We start from the raw sequence: 21683 nt of genomic DNA on the forward strand, positions 1-21683 counted from the left end.
GCGATAAAAAACAGAAGTAGCCGAAGCTACTTCTGAGAGGTGCTGTTTAATCTAACGTAATTAGATTATTGCTTTTCACCACCGAACGCGGTGTCTAGCTGGCTGTTTGTATCGAACTTAGCAAAGCCTGCAAGGGAAGCTGCATCGGCACCAAAGAAGTGACCTTGAGAAGTACCCGCTGTAGTGACGGCGTTTTGAGTTGCGGTTGCGTTACCCGTAAAGGCGGCAGTCGCGGCATTGATTTGCGCAGAAACATTGACGTTGAGTGAACCGTTTGAAATATCGCCAGACAAGGTTTGTGCACCGAAGTCCGCATCAAACGTACCCGTTAACTTGTTGTTGCCAGAAAACTTGTTGATACCTGTGATCTTGTATGTGGCCGAGCCACTGGTTGGGACGGTTGTACCCGCATCGTTACCAATGTAGTACACGGTACGGTTGTTGAAGTCTTGATCTTGAGAACCTTCGTACCACTCGCCGAACCAAATGTCGCTATTGGCTACTTGGGCAAAGTTGTAATGAGAATTGCCAAAGTGCTTGCTGCCCGATGTATGAATGCCTTTTTCAGTCTTGTTGTTGTGATCACGATAGTCACTTGAGAACACATTACCCGCTAGGCCATCGAAATCGACACGTTTACCGGTAGCGCTACCAATACCCGCTTTACCTTTTGAGTGGAAAAACGGTACCCATACTTCAGATTCTCCAACTTGGCGTAAAGAGTTGTCGCTGATCGCGCCATCAAAGCCTGCATGAGCCAATGAGCTTAGGCCAAGCATCGCTGCGGTAATCCATGAAAGTTGAACTGGTTTCATTATATCTTCCTTCTATTGAACTGCATCATTACTGCAGATCAGGTTCAAGCTGTAGTGGTCGTAAAAGACCGTTCGTAAGACTCATCGGCGGCCATTACGCGCGATAGGCAGCGTTGATAAGTCTCATTTAATACTCCGAGCCAAGTCGCAAAATCCGTAATAGTTTTTGGTTTTTTTGTAAGAAAAAAAGAAAAAGCTCGGCAGTAAGCCGAGCTAAAAATCCACTTAACGGCTCTTGAACTGATACCCAGCCCAGAATTGTTCTTGAGCGCTAAAATCGCCGTAGCCGTTTAGGCTCCATGAAAAACCAAATCCTAATCGTACTGATTTGCCGTTAGTGGGAGGTGTTGCTAATTGGAAGGTAACGCGTTCCCCCTTTTTAACCGTAACGATTTCGCCTTCTGCTAGGCCAATAAAGTAGGGAGTCACTTCAGACTCACTGTAGTTTTTGGCGCTGATCCCACTGATCGTGACATCTTTACCCACGGCTTCAATGGTGTAGCTTCTCAATATGTACTCGGTGGGAATATCTCCAGTTTCTATGCTTTTATCGACCACAAATTCTTGTTTATAAGGGAGAATCTGCATTTCCGTGTCGTCACCTACAAGTAGCTTTGTATGCATTTGTAGCCCAAATACTTTCACATAAAATGGCTTGTATGGCTCATCAGTAAACTCGCCATCACTAACGGTTAAACCAACAGCATAGATGCCTGGTGCATCGGCATAGAATTCACTGATTTTTGCGCTCGGATCAACAATGACGGTATTTGAATTGGCTGGTTTAGAAACAAAATGCCATTGGTAAGTGATGGGGTCGCCATTTGGGTCTTTGCTCATGCTCGCATCAAGAGGAATAGTCATCCCTTCGGTTGCGTAGATTGCAGATCCCGTTTCAGCTGACGGCGGGACGTTGGCGTAGTAATAACTCAAAGTGAAAGTATCGGTGCTGATGGCTTGCCCGTCCGATACTTTCACTTGGATAATGTAGTCTCCAGCGGTATCGGTCTTGAATCGAACAGAGTTTTTTTTGCCACCATGGTTCCTGTAAAGTAATTCAGGTTGGCTATTATTTGGTCGCTCAATGATTTCCCATTGGTAAAATAACTCATCTTTGTCTGCATCACTTGCGCTGGCAAACAAGTGTGCAGTGGTGACCAAGTTGAGTTTTCTATCGTTCATTTTTCTGATTGTCGGAGGCGAATTGGTGGTCGTGGAAGCCACAATGATCCGTACTGAATTTGGCCTACTGTTGGTTTTGCCGTCATTGACGATCAAATTGACGATGTAAGTACCTTCTATGTCTGCTGTAAATTCAGAAAGGGCGCTGGCACTGTCTTGGATTGTGGCTTGGCTATTTTGAGGTTTTGATTCAAATTGCCATTGATACGTGATGAGGTCGTGGTCTTTATCAACGCTGCCAGTGCCATCTAGTTTGACTCTAGTGGCTACTTTTACATTTTGATTCACACCGGCAATCGCGATGGGGGCTTGATTGTTTAGTTTGCTCGGGTCGATATCGGGACTGTCGCCGCTACCGCCTCCGTTGCAGCCCAGTAAGAGAGATAATGTCGCCACGCTGGCAAACCACTTAAATCTGTTTTTCATTGCGTCTTCCTGAAGAGGTTACATTGAGTCCTATCGTGTATACCGAACCAAATCGAAGAATCCGTAATCAAGAGCTGATTTATTTTATTGCTAAGTAATGAAACAGCGAAAATACGGTACGCCGCACTTTCGCTGAAGAGGCAGGATCAGAAGATGCTGATATTGCGGTTAGTTAGTTGTGAAAAGGTAAGTAGCGGCAACCATATAGTTACTAATGTCTTCTTCAATGATAACGCTAAATGAAAGCATCGCTTGCTGGCCGCCGGTTAGCGGGGACAGAAGCTCAATTTCAACCGTTTCTCCTGCTTTAATTACTTGTCCTTCTACCACTCCTTTTATGATTGGTTGTACAACACCCATTACTCCCCACGGCGTGACTTCTTTTAACGTGTAGTCTTGGCCAACTGCCTCTAGGCTGAAACTGGCAATTTTGTAAGTAGCAGGTTTTGGATCCGCGAATGTTTTGTTGATGGTGATGGGTTCAAAGACATAAGGCAAGACATTCAGAGCTGGATCTCGATCATGAAAAACAATTTTCAGCTCATTTTTAACCGCTTCCGTGACCGTCACTTTGACGTTCGATGCGGCGCTCTTAAAGTGCCCATCGCTGACAGTTAGCGACACAACATATTCACCTACTAAGTCGGCCGTAAAGCTTGGCGTGCCCGTATTCGCACCGGTTAGGTCGGCAACACTATTGGCTGGTTTAGAGACAAACGTCCATTCGTAAAGAATCGAGTCACTAAGGTTGGCATCGGAGCTGCCTGTGCCATCTAATTTGACGACGGCTGCTTTAGCTACCGTTTGATCTGCTCCCGCCTTTGCAACGGGTGCAACGTTTGCTGATTCTAAGGTTACGGTTACCGAGTCTTTTACTGTGTCTTTACCATCTGATACTGACAATTGAAGAATATAGTCGCCTTCGGTATTCGCATTTAAAGTGACGGTTTTTGTGTCGCCATTGGTCAGGGTTGGCGTGCTGTTAGCGGCTTGGGTTTGAATTGACCAAGCGTAAGTTAAGGCGTCGTTATCTGCATCGGTTGCCGTTGCGGTAATAGACACAGGGCTACCGATAGCGTGCGTCATATCGGCGCCAGCGTTAACCACAGGGACCGAGTTGATCGCTTTAGGTGCGACAACAATGGTCACATCAACGGCTTTGCTGTCTACTTTTCCGTCGTTGACCATTAGGCTTACGACATACGTCCCCGCTTTGTCTGGGGTAAACTGTGGAGCCACCACATCTGTAGCACTTAAGGTGGCCGCACTGCCTGCGGGTTTAGCTTTTAATGACCATTTATAGGTTAATAGTTGTTTGTCTTTGTCGGTACTGTTTTTGCCATCAAGTTTGACGAGTGAACCAAAAGCGACGTTTTGATCTTGCCCAGCAACTGCGACTGGCACTTGGTTCTTAGTGGCATCAACGTCTTTGCTTGCATCTGAACCTCCACCATTACATGCCGCTAATGCGGGGATGGCGAATGATATCAATATCCATTTCAAACTTGTTTTCATTTCATTTGTCCTAAATTTGTGGGAGCTATTCCGTTAATTGATCAGTGGTGCTTGATCTAACATGTCACCTATAACACCGAACAGGATGAGCAAATCCGTAACGTTTTTTTGCAGTATTTTTATCGGAAAGATAAATGAAAAACCGCCCTTGAAGAGTGACTTCAAAAAGCGGTTTGTATTTTGTTAGGATTCGGTAATGCTAATTAAAATCGGCCATGGAGCTTTAGGCTAACCGTTCGACCAGGGGCTGGCATGCCAGAGACAGAGCCGGTTTCCAAGTAATAAAGGTCGGTTAAATTGGTGCCTATTAACTCGGCTTCAAATTGTTTATTGAAAATGTATTTGATGTACGCATCGTAAGTCGTGACATTGGTGCGCTTGATGACTTCATCTTTGTGGCTGCCCGACACATAGTTTCCTCGTAAACCGGTTTCCAAGTCTTGATTAAAGAAGCGAGCGCCGAGCATTATGCTCGCCGAATATTCAGGCGCGGCATGGGCTGCGAGGTAGCTGGTTTGGGTATAACCACCTCGAACGCAGGTCTCATCCGATGAATCTGTGCCGTTGCTGATATCTAATATTTGCCCACGAGCTGCCGAGTTTTCATCGCACACTTCGTTTCTGAAATTGTATGCGACTGAAGCATCACCGAAGTAGGCGTCATTGTCGAACATGCCTTGCAGTTCGATACCGCTGGTGCGTTGGCTATCGAGGTTTGCAAACGAGAAGCTGTCTCTGTCTCGATCCATGACATCTTCAATAACTTGATCGAAGTAAGTGAGTTTTGCACTCGCCGTATCAAAGTAACGAATGTAGGCAACTTCAAATAGTTTTGCTCGTTCAGGTTCTAGTGGCGCTGAAAAACTAGGGTTACCAGAGAACCCGCTGGTGCTTTCAAATAGGCTAGGGAAGCGAAGAGTTTCAGCATAGCGCGCGTAGGTACGGCTCGAATCATCGATTAACCAAGTGGTTGATAAAGAAGGGACCCAACCACTGCCACTGTTTTTATAGCGAGTATTGGTTTCTCTTGATTGGCTTTTGCTCGAGGCTTTGCAACTACCACTGACGTAATTGGCTTGTTTCATTGCGTTGGCGCAAGCGTTCCCGGCTAGTTTTAGCTCATTCTTGGCGTTAAACATCCAATCGGCTTGATGATCCACCGTATAGGTAGTTTCGTTTTGAGCCGCGGTGACTTTCGTTTCTACCTTAGAGGCGAGTAAGTTATCAAAGTTGGCCAACTCGCTTTGATGCTGTTGTATCTGTTGTTGAAATTCGTCTTTTCTATCGGGGAACATCACCATCAAGTTTTGGTAGCGGTTGATGTTCTTAGCGATATTATCTTTGGTAAATGTGGCGCGAACGCCTTGCTCGGCGTTGGCAACATTTTGAGCGATTTCTTCAGCTGCAAACGTTTCGATGGTTTGATAGCGGAGTGTGTAGCCGTCTCGTTGCAACGTTTCTAAGCTTTTTGTATCACCTGCATCTAATCGATTTTTGATGTAATGATCTTCAGATTGGTATTGCGAATAGCGGACGCCAGCATTGAAAATAACGGACTCTAATGGTCGCCATTCCATCGTAATTGCACCGTTATACTCCTCGCGCTCTCCTGCTCTTACCGGGCCTTCGTATAGGTCAATCATGTACTGAAGCCCTTCTTTTGGGGCTAACTTATGCTGCTGGTAATTACCTGATAACGACAGGTCTAACTCTTCGGTTAACGTCATGGCATTTTTAAAGTTAAACCCGACTCGGCTCTCTTCCCGATTTACGGTTGCGGTGTTGATGATTTTATTCGGGGTATCGCTTTTCTGGTGAGTGAAGTTTGGAAATCCATACCCTGTGTTGGTTCGAGAGTCGGTTAGCGTTGTCCATAAATTGGTGCTGAGATCTAAGTACGGGTTTGCCGGATTGGCTCTGAACTTTAGGCTGTAAGCTTGCATTTTTACGTTGGCAAGTGGCCATTGAGGTAGGCCGTCTTGGTTGCGATAATCCGAACGACTCGCCAAGATTTCGCCGTGGGTGCTCTCGGTGAAGCGAGCACTGAACTGCAGTTTATGAAAGTCGGTCATGTTGAACGTGGTTTTGAGTAGGAACGACTCCATTTCAGATGAAGTATTGGGTACTTCATGGCCGGGAAGATGATTGAGAGCCACGTGTTCTGGTTGTAAGTAGGGAATACGACCCGCAACTCCATTACGATCGCCGGTTTTATACGGCTGCGCATAAAAACCGGAATCTTTTGTACCAGAATAATAGTTTCCTCGATTGCGATAAGCGTAAGCGCCTAGCCATTCAAATTTTGGGCTGATGCCAGAAATGGCTAATCGATAGGCCACATCTTCACCGTTAACGGGGTTGTCATTTTTATCACTTCGAGTCTGGAATCGGAGCTCTGGATCATCATAGAGTGGCACGCCACCCAGTTCAGCGTAAGCGGGAACATCTTGCCAGTTTTTTCCCGTGTGTAAGCGGGCGACATTGGGTTCAATGGAATTGCTGCTGCTTTCAGCGACAAACTCGAGTCCAAACGTTTCGCCTTCTGGAACAATGTCTTGAGGTGTCAGGGTCGTAACCTCTACCGCGCCACCGACTGATGTGTTGATGTCTGAATTTATTTGCGCACCTTTGTGGACCTTCATTCCGCCGATTAAGTTTGGATCGATATAGTTTCGGTTGGATGCGCCGCGATAGCCGTTATAAACAGAAATACCTTGTTCTGTACCGTCTATCACGACAGGTACGCGACCAGGCCCTTGCACTCCTCGAATGTTTGGGTCAATACTGCCGCCTCCATTTCTCGCTTCACCACTGTGGGTGTTGGCCATACCTGTAAATAAGTCGGCTGCGCTGGTGCCTTTAAAGCGTTCGATTTCTTCTTTGCTTAAGTATGTGCTGGATACGTCGTTGTCGTAAATTTCATATTCGCCTTCTTCATCTCGATGAGTACCGTCATCTAATGACGTGCGTACTTGAATGGGCGCGAGTGTCATGCCTGCTTGCTCTGAAGCCACGCGATAAGCACCGTCAGGTTGAAGCAGGGCTCGTAACCCAGTGTTGGATAGCAGTAAACTAAGGGCATCATCAACATTATATTGCCCGTTAATACCTGGGCTATATAAGTCATTGGAAAGTGCCGAATTAAGGTGGAACTCAATCCCTGCTTTTATTGCGAATTCGTTAAGTACGGTATCGAGTGTACCTGCCGGGATATTGAATTCGGAGGCTTCGTTGGCCTGTACGGACGTAGAAATGAATGCAGATGCAACGCCCAGTTGAGCGCTGAGTAGCACGAGCAATAATTTATGATGAGAACAAGAGTACAACTTGAATTCCTTTTCGATTTACTGATTTCTAGTCAGTACACCGAGTGAAGCCTGAAAAACCGTAATAGGAATTTATTTTTTTGCTGAGACTCTCACCCACAAAGGCGTTCGGTATTGGATTTCAACGGGCAGAATTTGACTAATATTGAAAAGAGTTTCGTCGGTATCAAGGGTAGAAAAAACGCCAGTCAGCTTAAGTTCACTAAGGTTTTTATCTACGTTTAATACGCCTTTTCTATATCGAGAAAGTTCTTCCATGAATTGTGGTAACGGCGTATTTTGAGCCATGATTTTTTGTTCTAGCCACAACGGATCAGCGGAAGGGTTTTTATCTTTGGCGAGCAAGTCTATGCGCGTAAAAGTGGCATTTTCTCCAGCGAGTAGGTGTTGAGCCATTTGTTTGCGTTCAGGTTGGAGGGCAACTTCACCTTCATATACCGCTACTAAGGTGTCTTCTGCTCGCTGTTGGACAGAGAATCGAGTTCCAATAGGCGTGACTTTACCTTGTTTTGTTGTGACGAAAAAGGGCGTGAGATGATGAGAGCTGGTGATCAATATTTCCCCTTCCAGCAAATGGAGCCGTCTTTCGTATTGATTGAAATCTACAAAGACTCGTGTGGCGGTATTCATGGCCATTTGAGTGCCATCAGACAAAGTAATCTCCCTCACTTCGCCTACCGCCGTGACATATTCAGCCCCATGTGGTCGTTCAGCTCGGCTGTTTAGCACGAGACCAAGAGTCCCTAAAGAAACCCCGCCGATTAACAAAACTTGGCGACGAGATATACCGCGTAAAGGCGCACTATTTGAAGGCATGTTTCTAGACTTAGACAGGACTTTCCGGCTAAGAGCAGGTTGAGGGATGGCGTTGAACTTACTTTGAATTTGTTCGAGTTGTTGCCATGCAAATTCGTTATCAGGGTTGGCGGTACGCCATGTTTGAAAAGCTTGCTTATCATGCTCGGCAACATCATCCGCCCATAGGCGAGCCATCCAAACAGAAGCTTGTTCAATGGAATCTCTTGATATTTGTTTCATGTTAATTTTGCTCTTCAAGCGCAATGAGTAAGCAACCTTGAAGTGCCTTTGCGACGTATTTTTCAACCGATGAAACAGAGACGTCCAATTCTAAGGCGATTTGCTTATAACTCATGCCTTCTAATTGGCGCATTAATAGTGCTTGGCGAGCCTTATTAGGGAGGCGGTGAAGGAGGGCATCTACCTCAACCAAAGCTTCGACGACAATGAGTTGCGATTCGGGAGACCCCGAAGTTTTATCGGGTTCTTGCTCTAAGAGTTCCAAATACGCGGCTTCAATATTCCGACGTCGATACAAGTCGATAACCAAACCTTTGGCGATATGAGTTAAGTATCTACGGGAGTCTTTCTGTTCAGGCAGTTTACCTCTCACTAACAAGCGTAAGTAGGTGTCTTGGACTAGATCCGCTGTGGTTTCCGGGCAACTTAATCGACGCTGAATAAACAACGAAAGCCAGCTACGGTGCTCTTGATACATGTGATCAATGCTCGCCATATTTACCGTACAGATAGCTGTCATTGGTTGTTACTCCCTTGTTTAAATCTGTTGTATTTTTCAAATGATAATAATTATCATTATAATTGACAATAATCAATTAAAGATGATAAAAATCCTTTTGAAATGCACAAAGAGAGGAGATTGGTGCTTATCTTACCGAGGGGGAAGGGGTGTTAGCAGCAATATAGATACCTGATTTTGGCTGCGGCACTAAAATCGCTGTTGTTCTTCGCTATAACATTGATACAAATGTTCGATAAACAGCCTAACTTTCGTTGGCTGATGTTTGGTATAAGGGTAGATAGCGTAAATGCCGAGACTCTTGGCGACTTGATCTTCTAATACTTGTACAAGTTGCCCTCCGGTTAAGTCGTCTGCAACCAACACTTTAGGTACGTAGATAAGCCCCTGACCGTATAACGCGGCTTTACGTAGTGCAGATGCGTTATTGCTAGTGAGGTTTCCCGAGACTTTTATGGTGAATGACTCATCGCCTCGTTGAAATAACCATTCATTTGCCCCTGTTTCTTGGTAGGAATAGGTGAGGCAGTTGTGGCTACGTAACTCGGTATAGCTCTGTGGAGCAGGATGCTGGCTAAAATAATCTGGGGAGCCGCAAATTACCCATCTCGCTTCAACTAATTTTCGAGCAATAAAGCTGGAATCCGGCAGCATGCCAGTACGTATCGCTAGGTCGTAACCGTGCTCGACAATATCTATAAATCGGTTATCTAGATCCATTTGGATATTAATGTCTGGATACTTTTTGCTAAATCTAGCGATAACTTTGGGTAAGAATAGCTCGCCAGAAATCGTCGGAACCGTAATTCGAATGTTGCCAGTTAAGCGTTCGCCTAATCCACTCATCGCATCTTGAGCGTTCTGGATTGATTGAAATACCTCACGAGCATGTTTAAAAAAGACTTCTCCGGCTTCTGTTAAGGTGAGTTTTCGCGTTGTTCTATATAAAAGTTGTACACCTAATTCTTCTTCTAATCGAGTCACACGCTTGCTGACGACAGACTTAGTTAAGCCAATGCATTCTGCCGCTTTACTAAACGAACCATGCTCGACAAGATGGTAAAAAATAACAAAGTCGTCGCTGTTTCGCATTATAGGCCTTCTTTACTAAGCTGAGTTGTTAACACAGGAGCCAATGCATCAAGCCATATTTGATAAGCGCTGGCATTGAGGTGTAAATCGTCACAGCTGAAAGTATTGGATAAGATCTGAGTTGGTGCGAGTGTTTTGTTGAGATCTAAGTAGTAAAAACCGTTATTAGTGCAATGCATTTGAAGCTGTTGGTTGAGTTCGAATACCTTGGCGTTGAGTTCATCTAGCGCGATACCTACATGAAGCGTCGATTGTACAATCACTTTTGTATTGTCGGTTTTCCATATTTCAAGCATGCGGGTGTAGTTCTCAAACACTTCAGAGACAGTGTGACCCTGAGCCAAATCGTTGATACCAGCCATGACACAAATCAGTTTAGGTTCAACGTTTGTCGTGGTATCAATTCTGCCGAGCATGCCTCTTGTGGTATCCCCGGCAAGACCGCGATTAGCGACTTTTATTTGAGGGAGTGCGTCTGCCCAGGGGCCCCATTCCGTGATTGAATCACCAAACATGACTAACTCTACTTGGGGAGTAAAGTGCCGATGGTTGTCGGACAGTTGGATGTAACGGCTCATGCTATGTGCTCTTTGTTGAAGGTCAAGCTCTTGGCCGATTATCTTCAAGTTCTCTTCGGCGCTCTTGCTGGCGTCGGCGTTAGCAAAAGCTCTCTCAGCTTGTGTGACTTGGTGGCTCAACTTGGTTGAGAGTTGGTTCTTTTGCTTGAGCTTTTGTAACTCAGAAAGTAGCTGGTGGACAGGCATGGGATGAAAGGTGAGGTAGAGTTGATATAAATCTAATGTACCACCGGCCTGAAGCTGTTTAAGTAGTGCTGAGTTGTTCATTTCAATCCTTTTTCTTTGAGCGGTTATTATGCCTAAAACGTGGCACATGAATAGGTAATTGCAGATAAAGTTTGGTATCAAGCATAAACTGTTTCGAATGGCTGATCTTTTTGTGATCGCTAAATGATGGATTTTCAATTAATAGGATGTAAATTTAACCGGTTGAATCAAAATGCAAAATTTATTGTTGACGGATTTTCTCAATCCGTTAAAGTACATCTCGTTCTCAGGGCAAAGCCCATATGGAAGTTAACGCTTCTTTAAGAACAAGGCGATACTAGCTCAGTTGGTAGAGCGCAACCTTGCCAAGGTTGAGGTCATCGGTTCGAACCCGATGTATCGCTCCAAATTATAAGATATGGCGAAAGCGGTATCGAAGATGGTGTCTGACCGTCCTCATTGAGGACTCATGGTTAGGAGCATCGCAACAAGTTTGCGTGCCCTGGTGGTGGAATTGGTAGACACAAGGGATTTAAAATCCCTCGGCGTTCGCGCTGTGCCGGTTCAAGTCCGGCCCGGGGCACCATCTATTTTCTACTCAAGCAGTGGAAGTAAAACTAAGCTCATTAATAGCAATAAAAGATGAGCACAAAAAGAATAATGGCGCCTTGGCAGAGTGGCTATGCAGCGGATTGCAAATCCGTGGACCTCGGTTCGACTCCGGGAGGCGCCTCCATTATTTGATTAAGCCCTAGCAGAAATGCTGGGGCTTTTTTGTATCTTGTCGCTTTAACTCCCATATTTTCAAACCGTCCTTTCTTGCACTAAACAGCCGCCTTCAGGTTGAATTGATGCTTAATAACAGAGATTTCTTTACAAAAAGATGCTGCTTTTATAAACACCAATGGCAGATTTCCAACGATCCGTGACTTAGATAGCAAAGATCCAATGTTTTGGCGATAGCGGTATGAATAGATTCCATAACTTACTGATTTTATGCCAGTAGAAGAGTAGTATTACGAAAGATTTTCAGAACTATTTTGTTGTATTTTTGGTCAAATAGGCGACGGAGATCTGTATATAAAGCGTTATGCCTAATGGAGTTATCTGCGTGGATGTGAGACCAACTAAGTCTGCAGAACTCTTTTTGAGCCTTGCTTATAATCGGTTCTATGATCTTGCTGACGAAATCATAGAAGATGAATTTTGGCAAAAAGAGGAATGGTATCGTTTCAGTAAAGTTTCTCATTTGTTTGCTGTTTACGCGGAAGCATTAAGTTATGAACCATTTAAAATGGTGTTAGAAGCTCTGAAAAAACAAAGACCTCCAATGGAGTCAGAAATTGGTGGGGCGCTATTTAAATTTGTGCGTAACATTCTCGCCCACTTTCCAGTTTTTGAAACTTGGAATGATGTTTGGGTAAACAAAGAACTTGTTAATTGGCAGAGAGAAGGACTTACGATAGATCGTTTTTTAACTAAGTATTCTGGTCACGATGAAATTAAATATAGATTCTGGGAGCCTCAAAAAGAACTTATGACCTATATGAGCATTAAATTTCCTCAGAAATATGGCTCAGATAAAATTTATTTAAGAGATATCGTTTCAGAAAAAGATGGTGTTAAATTCTCAATAATTATGATGAGAAAAATCTTGAATACGCAAGTCGAATCCATCGTAGATAAGGCATAACAAATAAGGATTAAGCGCTGCGCAGCCAGCGTTAAATCCCGAGTGTTGAACAAACCCGTTGCCACTTCTTATAGTAAATTGTGCGATCTGGTGTGGTGGGCGCATCGCCCTGAGACTTTTCTCAAGGCGAGCGAGGCTGAGATAAGGTTGCGAAAGCAATATTATCAATTAGTTAGCCGTTTTATCTTCTTCTTTTTGTTCGTCTCTCCTCTGATTTCATTTCGCTCATTATCCTTATTATGTTTGCCTTTCGGCTATCTCGGTCACGTTATTCCGACCCACGCCATCTCATGCTGGCAGCACGGGCAGGTTCGTATGGCTTTGGCTCTGATGGTCGTGGTCATTGGCGGAGTTTGATAAAACAGGTTTAGCAACAAGAGCAGCAAGAAATCAATCGTGGGTAAAGTGCGCGTTCTTATCGCGTTGGTTTACTTTCTTTGTAGCGGAAGGTAACGCTATGGTCATGGCAGTCAACGACCCACTGTTTCGGTATCGATTTGGTTAACCACAGTTGTGGGTGTTGATTGATGGCTTCAAGCTCATTCGACGTACCGAGCGAGAATAGGCATCAATGGTAGCAGGGCGTTTACCTTGCAGAGTTAACTTGGTAAGGTGTTGTTCATAAAGACGATTATTCGTTTTTGTTCGGTAGGGTTCATACTGTGTACTCCTGTCATCCTTCATCACAATGATGAAGGTACAAAGAGTATGGGCGGTGCACGTTTTACTCTGCCGCGGAGCGGCTTCGTTCAACAAGCAATTTTAGCCCACTTAATGTGAGCGTTATTAAAATCGAATAAAATAAGGAATGCGATGTTTGAACCATCAGAAATAGATATGGATGAATTGCAATTAGCTATTTCACTTCCGAAGTTAGATTCGGTGTCAAATGGAAGCTTTATTCCTCATGAAAATATCGAATTTTCTCCTTTATTGAATTCTAAATTTGATGCGCTCTTTGTATCAGGTCTATTTCCTGAACAAACTACAGCGCTGTCTCATCTCTGTGAGAATTACAGTCTTGAAATGATTGTTTTTGAAAGCCCATCAAATGATTTAGCAGTTATCCATGATGTTGTCTTAAATATTGCCGATAAGCTGTTTTCTGATGAAATGCCAAATAATATCGATATAGCTGACATTAGGAATCTTAATCAATCCTCAGAGTATCTATTTGCTTTCAATAGTAAGAATTTGGCACTCGACTTTATGGAAGCTCAGGAGTTAGGTGTTGTTACTGGAGGTATTTACCTAGCTCATGGTAATGCCGATTTAAATGAGTATGAAACCACAAATAAAAGGTTAATGGCTCACATTTCGGAAAATGGTTTTCTGTGCTCAAGTTTTCATTTTTCTGGTCGTTCAGAATGTACAATATTACTGGGTGTTAAGAGGTAATGTGGGCGTAGTGAGTATTTTCATCATAAATATGAATTATGCTCTGCGCAGCCAGCGTTAAATCCCGAGAGTTGAACAAGCCCGTTGCCACTTCTTATAGTAAATTGTGCGATCTAGTGTGGTGGGCGCATCGCCTTGAGGCTTTTCTCAAGTCGAGCGAGGCTGAGATAAGGTTACGACAGTAATCTTGTCAATCAGTTAGCCGTTTTATCTTCTTCTTTTTGTTCGTCTCTCCTCTGATTTCATTTCGGTCATCATCCTTATTATGTTCGCCTTTCGGCTATCTCGGTCGCGTTATTCCCACGCACGCCGTGTCATGCTGACAGCACTGGCATGTTCGTATGGCTTTGGTTCTGATGGACGTGTCATTGGCGGAGTTTGATAAAACAGGTTTAGCAACAAGAGCAACAAGAAATCAATCGTGGGTAAAGTGCGCGTTCTTATTGCGTTGGTTTTACTTTCTTTGTAGCGGAAGGTGACGCTATGGTCATGGCAGTCAACGACCCACTGTTTCGGTATCGATTTGGGTAACCACTGTTGTGGGTGTTGATTGATGGCTTCAAGCTAATTCGACGCACCGCGCGAGAATAAGTATCAATGGTAGCAGGGCGTTTATCTTGCATAGTTAAGCTGGTAAGATGTTGTTCATAACAACGATTATATGGTTCTTGTTCGGTAGGATTAATGGTGTGTTCTCCTATCATCCACCATCACAACGATGGAGGTACAGAGAATATGGGCGGTGTACGCTTTACTCTGTTGCGGAGTGACTTCGTTCAATAAGGTAATTAAACGCAACTAAAACAGTGGGTTACGTTTCGCTTCGCTTCACATTATAATCCACTATTTTAGTCCGCTTATTACGGCGTTAACTGCTCTCGCATTTCCAAAAGTTCACTTCTATGTTAACCTTTCTCCATGAGAGAAATTAAATTTTACCAAACTGAAGATGGAAAGGTTCCAGTAGCCGATTTTCTGGACTCACTTTCAGCTAAACAGGCTCAAAAAGTTACTTGGGTTATGAAGTTAGTCGAAGAACTAAAGACAGTTCCTTCTACCTACCTTAAGAAGTTGAAAGGTACCGATGATATTTGGGAAATTAGAGCGCAGGTTGGGAATAACATATTCAGAGTGTTAGGTTTCTTTGACGGTGATAATTTGGTGGTACTAAATCATGGTTTTCAAAAGAAAACTCAGAAAACACCACCTAGTGACATTAAGCTCGCTGAATCTCGCCGCAAAGATCACTTGAGGAGAAAGTAACATGAGTGATTTACAAAAATATATTGCCGCTCGCAAGGGACATGATCCTGAGTTTTTGGAAGGGTTTGATGAGGGTTATCAGGCGCTTAAGTTTGGTGCGTTACTTAAAGAAGCCCGCAACGAAGTTGGCTTAACGCAAGTTGACGTTGCCACTTTGCTGCACACGCAAAAAAGTGCTATCTCACGTATCGAAAATCACGCAGAAGATGTGAAGCTTTCCACGTTGGAGCGTTTTGCATCAGCGCTTGGTAAAAAAGTCGAAATTCGCTTAGTTTAGGTATCGCAGTTAATCGGGTAGCCGGAGGTCTTTACCCTCCAGCCCCACACCACCCTGCATGCGGATCCGCACAGGGCGGTTCCTTCAGAACGCCTAATCTACATTTTCTGATTTGGGTATTGAACAGCAATCCATCCATCTCTTAGTGAAAACAATCCTGCTTTCTTAAGGTAATCATTACTCAGCGCTAGCTGTATCCCGGGTGTTTTCGAACTTCACCACGGCCTTTTGCTTGTAAGACCACAATCAAGGGCTGTTTGGAACCAGACTCCGCGTTTAAGTAAGTTTTGCACCTTTGTCCGTGGTTTACGCCACTGACGCCAGTAACACATACGTACTCGCCGACGGATCCATTGGTCCAAATCGATACACGCTTGATAAGCGTTAGCGATGCCAAATTAGTTAATCCCACCTCGCATGTATTGCCGCACTTTAAACAATTGATAAATTAACGGGACACACACGAAATCTAAGTGGAAGTAGATTTCCGATTTTTGGTGTGTGTCCACGTTGAGTTCTATCCAGAGCAACGGATGCTTTTGACATCATATAACGAAGTTGCTCACAAACATCAGACCAATCAACAAGGACTACTGGACAGGGATTAGCCCCCGTTATTATCAATGAAAAAGGTCTTTTTCACGGTGGAGTTGGCGATTTCCAAGTAGCCTACCAACACGCTTAATTGCATGTTTTACCGTGGTATTGTTTCTAGCCGACGACCTAGCTTAGTCAGGGTCAAATCAGAGCCGTCAAGCATGCTATTTATGGCAAGTATCAGAGAATTAAGCCGTTTTTTGTGAATCGAGGGGCATTGGTTTTGTAAGGTTTGCTGTAGAATCTGAATATCGCGCATCGTGAGCCCATTTGATCAAAATGTGTGTTTGGCGATATTCATTAGATCAAAGGCGGCGGTGCGCGTCTACCTCATTGTTTTTATGGTTAATTATGAGGGGGTTCGCAAGAAGCGGGCGTTAGCCGTAATCGGAATAATGGAGAGATAATGAAATATTACTATGCTTATCACGGTCCCAAGAATGCAGGGGGTTTTGACTCAATCTTGGGATATGGACTAACAAATGAAACTAAGCGAAACAAGGTCTCCGTAGGTTCAGAGTTCTTTGTTATTCAAAAGCCAATTGGGCATGATAATTTCCGTTTATGCGGCATTTTTAAAGTAATCTCGCATTATGATGACTTAGAAAACGAGTTTCCATATCGCTTTGAGTTGGAAAATATTTCTAAGTTAATCGATTTTCCAATTCTTGACGAAGATATCTTGAGCGAAATCCTTCCCCAAAAAGCAGGTGGGAATAAAGGCTGGAGCAATTTTAAAAAACACTTTTGTTCTCAGGGAATAACTTTTCGTGAACCATTGCAATCAGAGGTCTCTGAAATACTCTTATCTGAGCTTGGTTCGGGTAGGGATCTATATGAAGAGGTAGTATCGTCTTTTGTAAAAAACGTAGAAAAATCTCTGAAATCTAGTTCTGAAGAGCGCAAAAAACGCCTTAATACAGCAAAGTCAAAGCCGCAAAAGAGATATGTAACAACAGCTGTTTATGATAGAAATCCCGACGTAGTTGCTGAAGTTTTGTATAGAGCTGGTAAGCACTGTGAGGAGTGTGGAAATATCGCACCGTTCCGAAGAAAAAAGGACGACACGTATTATTTAGAAGTGCATCACAAAGTGCCCTTGGCTAAGGGGGGAGATGATACTGTTGATAATGCTATCGCTCTCTGTCCAAATTGTCACAGAGAAGTACATTACGGCTAACAAATAAGGATTATGCTCTGCGCAGCCAGCGTTAAATCCCGAGTGTTGAACAAGCCCGTTGCCACTTCTCATAGTAAATTGTGCGATCTGGTGTGGTGGGCGCACCGCCTTGAACCTTTTCTCACTTCTTCTGTTGTCTTTCTCCTCTGATTTCATGTTCGATGTGACGTTATTTTTATGTCCCTTATATTGCTGCGCGATATTTTGCATTGATGTGACCAAGGCAGCAAATAAAACGCCAAGCGAGATAGCTTGACGTGATGGAAAGGTTGGTGGTTACTGGAATACGGTGATCAGCGCTCGAGACTGTAACCCCGCATTGAGGCTAACTTGGTATATTTGTACAGGCTCAGGCGTGAGTTTTTCTCCTGTCCAGTAGTCGTACCAAAATACCGGCTGATTGGCCGTTAAGGTGTGTTCTTGATTGTCTTGGTTGAAGTTGAACAAACAATGCAGATCGTTGTGCTCAGTCAGTGGTAAGAAGGCATGATTCAATGTCAGTGACGTAAATTTCGCGGCATGTTGATTGTGTTTTTGTCTGGTGATGAGCTTACAAAAGCTGCTTTGGGCAAACGCGGTTATGTCTGGTAGTGGATCGCCAGACAGCAGTAACCCACCACAGGCAAGCATAGCGGTTCGATGGAACTCATAGCTGGCTCTGTCGGTGGCTTGGTTTGCCAGCGACGTCAGAGTGACGCAATCTGGGTCGATTTGCCATAATTGGCGGTGCTGCCAAGAGCGATAAAAGGTTTCTTTAGCGATCTGCTCAAATCGGTGCGGTTGACGCTCGACATCATCGGAGACTCGCATCGCATCCACTAATCCGAGTGATGGCCACATCGGCGCGTTGCAGCCGAGTAACCACGCATCACCTGCGCCCTCTGCTATCGCTTCCATCCCCATTCGGTAAGATTGCACACCCGTAACGCCCAGTTGATGGCGAACACCCTTTAAGGTGCCCCAATAGTTGGCGTCCAATTTAAATAACTCGACGCCCCAATCTTCTCTCATGGTTTTTACCACGTGAGTAAGGTGCGCTTGTACTTCAGGGTGAGACGTATCCAAAATATACCAAGGTGTGCAGCGCCAACCTCCGTAGGTGATATCTTCGGCTTTGAGAAGTGAGCCGTCAGCGTGTTTTACAAACCAGTCGGGGTGCTGCTTAAAGACTTCTGACTCTGGTTGAGCAATAAACGGTGCCATCCAAATGGCGGGCTTCTTCCCTTTATCTTTGATGGTTTGGATAAGCTCTTTGACGCCACCAGAAAATTTGTCAGAAGGGGAGAGCCAATCGCCCATGTGGGCTTGATAGCCATCATCAAGCAAGACCAGTTCTAGATCGTCAAGCGTCTCTTGCATTTGATTTACGTTGAGCTTGATATTGTCTTCGGTGACATCAGCGTAGTAGGCGTACCAAGAGCACCAACCGATCGGCGCATTCTGCTTCACGCCGGAACGCAGCCCATGACGCTGTTTGATAAGTGTTGAATATTCAGCATAGAGTCCAGACAGTGACTCACCGTGAAGCGCACAAAAGCTTTCGAGTTGGTTAGTGTCCCAGCTTTCTGGTTGGCTGTTTTCACCATCAAGGTAAACGTCAATATCAAACCCGGTTGAGGTTGGGGATAGTTCGAAGTATCCCGCGAAACGATGGCATGAAGTAAAACCAAATAGATGATAGCCATCTGCCTGCTCGAATACCAAGTAATTGTAGAAACGCTTCGCGGCGTCATTCGGGTAGATACGATAGCTTTCGTTGTTATCTGGGCAGCGTCCGATATCAATGAGCTGGTCAAAGGTACCGCCGGTTTGGGCTAGCATTTGGAAGCCATCGCCAAGTAATTTGGCGTGATGCTCACAGGCTAAAAAAGTGCGGGCGACTAAATAGGACTCTGGAATCGCTTCATTGTGAATGCCTTGAAACTCGAGTTCGACTTCGTTACGTACAAGGGTATGGGATACATCAGGCTGAAGTAAATCTAGGTTACAGCCATTCTCTAACATCACAGATTGAATCATGGTTTACTCTACAATCGAAAACACATAGCGTGTTATTCGAATTACAGCATGGAGATTGGGAGCTGTCTATTTTATCAATAGCATCAAGATCACGATGTGAGATTTTTTTGTGACGAGATCGGTGTGTGTTGATTAAACCTAACGGCAAGTCGTGAATGAATCAAAGTCACAATTAAGCACAATGCTCAATTTGTTTCATGGTTTTTAGGAGTAACCCTAATTAAATCATGTGTATGGGTGATAGGATTTCTTTTTATAATTCTTAAAGCATTCTATAAGAGGTTCTTAATATGCAATTTAGTCTAAAGAGGAAAATGGTTTTCTCTGTAGTTTTGGCGATTGCTGTTACATCTGCCATTCTCCTTTTCATGGGTTATAAGACCTTTCAAAATAACAGTTGGCAGGCGATTGAGAGTGAAAGCCGTAATACACTTCAAGCACATGCTAAAGGAATTGGTGACTGGTTCTATGACAAGAAACAGGCAGTACACGGACTTAAACAGCAAGTTCAACTTAACCCTTCGATAGATATTGTTCCTCATTTACGTCAAACCCTTGTATCTGGTGGTTTTGGACTGAGTTATTACGGTAATAAAGAAGGTGAGATGTTTCGCCATGACCCTTCACTTAATAAACCGGGCTATGACCCAAGAGTGCGAGGTTGGTATAAACAAACACTGGCTGAGAATAGTGCTATTACTACCAAGCCCTATGTGAGTGTAACAATGCAAACCTTGGTGGTTACACTGACTGACCCAGTCATAAAAAATGGTTCGATCATTGGTGTGGCGGCATCAAATCTTGCGCTGGACAAACTTATTCAAGATGTATTGGCAATTGAGGTTCCAGGTAATGGGCGTGCGATTCTGATTGATAAGCAAGGCACGGTCGTTGCTCATAAGAATAAAGACTTCATTCTTAAGCAAGTTAATGAGATTGCACCTGAGCTGAGCGTTTCTGGTTTAAATAGTGCTGCACAAAACCTCAAGACAATCTTCACTCAAGTCGATGGTGCTGAGCGAGTCATCATGGCAGAGCCCATTAAGGGGACTGACTGGCTCCTTGTGATTGAAATGGACAAAGAGGTATTAGAACAACCTTTGTTCGACATGTTGGTCAGTCAGATAACGACAGGCTTGATTGTATTGATCGTTATGGCGGCGGCTACGTCGTGGTTTGTGGCTCGTCAATTAGTTGAACTTGGCCGAGTGAGTGAAGCGCTGGCTGATATTGCGGAAGGGGATGGTGATTTAACACAACGTCTTCAAGTGTCGAGTAAAGATGAAGTAGGGCAGCTTGCCGATAAGTTTAATGTGTTCGTAGACCGACTTCATGGAATGATGAAAAACGTCACTCAAGTTTCAACGGCAATGAACAACGGTGCTGATCAAGCCAACAGTAGCGCATTAAAACGCAGTGAAAGTGTCAGTAAACAGCAAGATGAAATAACGATGGTAGCGACTGCTGTGACTGAAATGGCAACAGCAACATCGGAAATTGCGTCTAATGCAGACAGCACAGCGAGAAGTGCGACCCACTCTGTCGAATTAAGTGAGCAAGGCTTTCAACAGATGGCTAAGAGTCAATCATCAATTAACGAGTTAGCAACTGAACTTACGAGTGCAGTTTCTATCATCAGTGAATTGGAAGAGCATGGTCAGCAAATTGCTTCTATTTTGGCGACGATCCGTGAAATAGCCGAGCAAACTAATTTGCTTGCGCTTAATGCGGCAATCGAAGCTGCAAGGGCCGGTGAACAAGGTCGCGGCTTTGCGGTGGTTGCTGATGAAGTTCGAGTGCTTTCTCAACGTACTCATGCTTCAACAGAAGAGATCGAAGACAAGATAAAACGCTTGCAACAAGCAACCAACGGCGCTGTCAAAGTGATGACACAAAGCCATGATATGGCGAAAACAAGCGTGCACGATGTGGATATGGCAGGAGAGAGTTTGGCTCAAATTCGCGAAGCGATTCAGATGATCAGTGATATGGCGACCCAAATAGCCTCAGCGGCAGAAGAGCAGTCATTGGTGACAGCAGAAATAAATGCGAACACTGAGTCTGTTCGTGAAGTGAGTGATGTGATGGCGCTAGATGCGACAGATGCAGTTTCGCAGGCTGATCAACTGAGTCATTTGGCAAGTGATTTGAAACAAGAACTTTCACGATTCAAGCTTTAGTTTCGTGACCGATATTTGTTAGAACATAAAAGAGCAGAAGCGATAACAAGCTTGTGTTCTTTGATTTATTATTAATTGTGCATTCTTATATTGTTAATGTCGTATTTTTAATATGACTTAATTAGCAACATCTTATTAAAAATACTAGTCGACATTAATTAGTACAAGCTAATTAATGTCGGTCGTTTCGTTTTTATATGGCTCATTATGCGAGTAAAAAGAAAGCGGGATAAAATAATATTTTTTCCAGCTCTGACGTTCTGTGACTTAAATTCTATTTATATTAATGGTTTATGGTTGAGTTATTGCTCTATATGGATGCTTCCCTAGTATTTTGTTCTTGGCTCTCTTGTTGGTAAGTGGTAGTGTGCTGTTTT

Annotated in this window: 16 protein-coding genes, 3 tRNA genes and 2 pseudogenes; 9 read left to right on the forward strand and 12 right to left on the reverse strand. The window is 44.0% G+C overall.

All coding sequences use genetic code 11. The annotated features are described in order from the left end of the window. Positions 1 to 65 precede the first annotated feature (65 nt). The 8 genes from QWZ04_RS12825 to QWZ04_RS12860 all read right to left on the reverse strand — a co-directional run bounded on the left by QWZ04_RS12825 (position 66) and on the right by QWZ04_RS12860 (position 10759). Positions 66 to 815 (reverse strand): Slam-dependent surface lipoprotein, encoded by a 750-nt coding sequence (locus QWZ04_RS12825; protein WP_290328575.1) that lies wholly within the window; start codon positions 813 to 815, stop codon positions 66 to 68. A 225-nt stretch (positions 816 to 1040) separates the two neighbouring features. Continuing rightward, entirely contained in the window at positions 1041 to 2423 is a 1383-nt protein-coding gene (locus tag QWZ04_RS12830; protein ID WP_290328577.1) for a PKD domain-containing protein, read from the reverse strand. A 168-nt stretch (positions 2424 to 2591) separates the two neighbouring features. Beyond that, positions 2592 to 3938, reverse strand: coding sequence for a PKD domain-containing protein (locus tag QWZ04_RS12835; protein ID WP_290328579.1), 1347 nt, complete (start codon positions 3936 to 3938; stop codon positions 2592 to 2594). Between the two features lie 203 nt (positions 3939 to 4141). Next, positions 4142 to 7264: a TonB-dependent receptor gene (locus QWZ04_RS12840; RefSeq protein ID WP_290328581.1), complete on the reverse strand. Its 3123-nt coding sequence runs from the start codon at positions 7262 to 7264 to the stop codon at positions 4142 to 4144. Between the two features lie 72 nt (positions 7265 to 7336). Beyond that, positions 7337 to 8302 carry a FecR domain-containing protein gene (locus QWZ04_RS12845; protein ID WP_290328583.1) on the reverse strand — a complete coding sequence of 322 codons (966 nt, stop codon included), beginning with the start codon at positions 8300 to 8302 and terminating at the stop codon, positions 7337 to 7339. A gap of 1 nt (position 8303) precedes the next feature. Further along, entirely contained in the window at positions 8304 to 8822 is a 519-nt protein-coding gene (locus QWZ04_RS12850; protein ID WP_290328585.1) for a sigma-70 family RNA polymerase sigma factor, read from the reverse strand. 189 nt (positions 8823 to 9011) lie between these two features. Further along, positions 9012 to 9914: a LysR family transcriptional regulator gene (locus tag QWZ04_RS12855; protein WP_290328586.1), complete on the reverse strand. Its 903-nt coding sequence runs from the start codon at positions 9912 to 9914 to the stop codon at positions 9012 to 9014. Beyond that, the gene (locus QWZ04_RS12860; protein ID WP_290328588.1) at positions 9914 to 10759 is read right to left on the reverse strand and encodes an SGNH/GDSL hydrolase family protein; all 846 of its coding nucleotides are present in this window, start codon (positions 10757 to 10759) and stop codon (positions 9914 to 9916) included. The genes QWZ04_RS12855 and QWZ04_RS12860 overlap by 1 nt, the downstream gene beginning before the upstream one ends. Positions 10760 to 11030: 271 nt before the next feature. Here QWZ04_RS12860 and QWZ04_RS12865 point away from each other — a divergent pair. The 4 genes from QWZ04_RS12865 (at position 11031) to QWZ04_RS12880 (ending at position 12392) form a co-directional block, all read left to right on the forward strand. After that, positions 11031 to 11106 (forward strand) — tRNA-Gly (locus tag QWZ04_RS12865). Between the two features lie 92 nt (positions 11107 to 11198). Further along, positions 11199 to 11285, forward strand: a tRNA-Leu gene (locus QWZ04_RS12870). Positions 11286 to 11361: 76 nt separating this feature from the next. Continuing rightward, a tRNA-Cys gene (locus tag QWZ04_RS12875) sits at positions 11362 to 11435 on the forward strand. A 375-nt stretch (positions 11436 to 11810) separates the two neighbouring features. Continuing rightward, complete coding sequence (locus tag QWZ04_RS12880; RefSeq protein WP_290328591.1) at positions 11811 to 12392, forward strand: hypothetical protein; 582 nt, start codon at positions 11811 to 11813, stop codon at positions 12390 to 12392. A 263-nt stretch (positions 12393 to 12655) separates the two neighbouring features. Here the strand turns inward: QWZ04_RS12880 and QWZ04_RS23555 are convergent. Beyond that, positions 12656 to 12930: pseudogene (locus QWZ04_RS23555) on the reverse strand (IS91 family transposase); the annotation flags it as partial. Between the two features lie 275 nt (positions 12931 to 13205). Here QWZ04_RS23555 and QWZ04_RS12885 point away from each other — a divergent pair. Next, entirely contained in the window at positions 13206 to 13790 is a 585-nt protein-coding gene (locus QWZ04_RS12885) for a hypothetical protein (RefSeq protein WP_290328593.1), read from the forward strand. Between the two features lie 280 nt (positions 13791 to 14070). On the opposite strand, the pseudogene QWZ04_RS23560 reads toward QWZ04_RS12885, so the two are convergent. Continuing rightward, positions 14071 to 14354 (reverse strand): annotated as a pseudogene (locus QWZ04_RS23560) (transposase); the annotation flags it as partial. Between the two features lie 354 nt (positions 14355 to 14708). Between QWZ04_RS23560 and QWZ04_RS12895 the strand changes: the two are divergent. Beyond that, positions 14709 to 15053 (forward strand): type II toxin-antitoxin system RelE/ParE family toxin, encoded by a 345-nt coding sequence (locus tag QWZ04_RS12895; RefSeq protein WP_290328595.1) that lies wholly within the window; start codon positions 14709 to 14711, stop codon positions 15051 to 15053. Position 15054: 1 nt separating this feature from the next. Beyond that, positions 15055 to 15330 carry a helix-turn-helix domain-containing protein gene (locus QWZ04_RS12900; RefSeq protein WP_290328597.1) on the forward strand — a complete coding sequence of 92 codons (276 nt, stop codon included), beginning with the start codon at positions 15055 to 15057 and terminating at the stop codon, positions 15328 to 15330. 215 nt (positions 15331 to 15545) lie between these two features. On the opposite strand, the gene QWZ04_RS12905 is transcribed toward QWZ04_RS12900, so the two are convergent. Then, the gene (locus QWZ04_RS12905; RefSeq protein ID WP_290328599.1) at positions 15546 to 15692 is read right to left on the reverse strand and encodes a hypothetical protein; all 147 of its coding nucleotides are present in this window, start codon (positions 15690 to 15692) and stop codon (positions 15546 to 15548) included. A 641-nt stretch (positions 15693 to 16333) separates the two neighbouring features. Between QWZ04_RS12905 and QWZ04_RS12910 the strand changes: the two genes are divergently transcribed. After that, the gene (locus QWZ04_RS12910) at positions 16334 to 17107 is read left to right on the forward strand and encodes an HNH endonuclease (protein ID WP_290328600.1); all 774 of its coding nucleotides are present in this window, start codon (positions 16334 to 16336) and stop codon (positions 17105 to 17107) included. Between the two features lie 276 nt (positions 17108 to 17383). Here QWZ04_RS12910 and QWZ04_RS12915 read toward each other — a convergent pair whose 3' ends face one another. Then, positions 17384 to 19126, reverse strand: coding sequence for a glycoside hydrolase family 36 protein (locus QWZ04_RS12915; protein ID WP_290328602.1), 1743 nt, complete (start codon positions 19124 to 19126; stop codon positions 17384 to 17386). A 290-nt stretch (positions 19127 to 19416) separates the two neighbouring features. Here QWZ04_RS12915 and QWZ04_RS12920 point away from each other — a divergent pair, with 290 nt between their 5' ends. Then, positions 19417 to 21306 (forward strand): methyl-accepting chemotaxis protein, encoded by a 1890-nt coding sequence (locus QWZ04_RS12920; RefSeq protein WP_435433612.1) that lies wholly within the window; start codon positions 19417 to 19419, stop codon positions 21304 to 21306. Positions 21307 to 21683 lie beyond the last annotated feature (377 nt).

Origin of the sequence: Vibrio tapetis subsp. quintayensis (genome assembly GCF_030409945.1) — a bacterium.
GTDB classification, from domain to species: domain Bacteria; phylum Pseudomonadota; class Gammaproteobacteria; order Enterobacterales; family Vibrionaceae; genus Vibrio; species Vibrio quintayensis.

Excerpts from the sequence above, each read along its gene's own strand:
- QWZ04_RS12900 (WP_290328597.1), top strand. The coding sequence starts at position 15,055 with ATGAGTGATTTACAAAAATATATTGCCGCTCGCAAGGGACATGATCCT.
- QWZ04_RS12915 (WP_290328602.1), bottom strand. The coding sequence starts at position 19,126 with ATGATTCAATCTGTGATGTTAGAGAATGGCTGTAACCTAGATTTACTT.
- QWZ04_RS12920 (WP_435433612.1), top strand. The coding sequence starts at position 19,417 with ATGCAATTTAGTCTAAAGAGGAAAATGGTTTTCTCTGTAGTTTTGGCG.
- QWZ04_RS12835 (WP_290328579.1), bottom strand. The coding sequence starts at position 3,938 with ATGAAAACAAGTTTGAAATGGATATTGATATCATTCGCCATCCCCGCA.
- QWZ04_RS12855 (WP_290328586.1), bottom strand. The coding sequence starts at position 9,914 with ATGCGAAACAGCGACGACTTTGTTATTTTTTACCATCTTGTCGAGCAT.
- QWZ04_RS12910 (WP_290328600.1), top strand. The coding sequence starts at position 16,334 with ATGAAATATTACTATGCTTATCACGGTCCCAAGAATGCAGGGGGTTTT.
- QWZ04_RS12860 (WP_290328588.1), bottom strand. The coding sequence starts at position 10,759 with ATGAACAACTCAGCACTACTTAAACAGCTTCAGGCCGGTGGTACATTA.
- QWZ04_RS12845 (WP_290328583.1), bottom strand. The coding sequence starts at position 8,302 with ATGAAACAAATATCAAGAGATTCCATTGAACAAGCTTCTGTTTGGATG.
- QWZ04_RS12850 (WP_290328585.1), bottom strand. The coding sequence starts at position 8,822 with ATGACAGCTATCTGTACGGTAAATATGGCGAGCATTGATCACATGTAT.
- QWZ04_RS12895 (WP_290328595.1), top strand. The coding sequence starts at position 14,709 with ATGAGAGAAATTAAATTTTACCAAACTGAAGATGGAAAGGTTCCAGTA.
- QWZ04_RS12885 (WP_290328593.1), top strand. The coding sequence starts at position 13,206 with ATGTTTGAACCATCAGAAATAGATATGGATGAATTGCAATTAGCTATT.
- QWZ04_RS12825 (WP_290328575.1), bottom strand. The coding sequence starts at position 815 with ATGAAACCAGTTCAACTTTCATGGATTACCGCAGCGATGCTTGGCCTA.
- QWZ04_RS12830 (WP_290328577.1), bottom strand. The coding sequence starts at position 2,423 with ATGAAAAACAGATTTAAGTGGTTTGCCAGCGTGGCGACATTATCTCTC.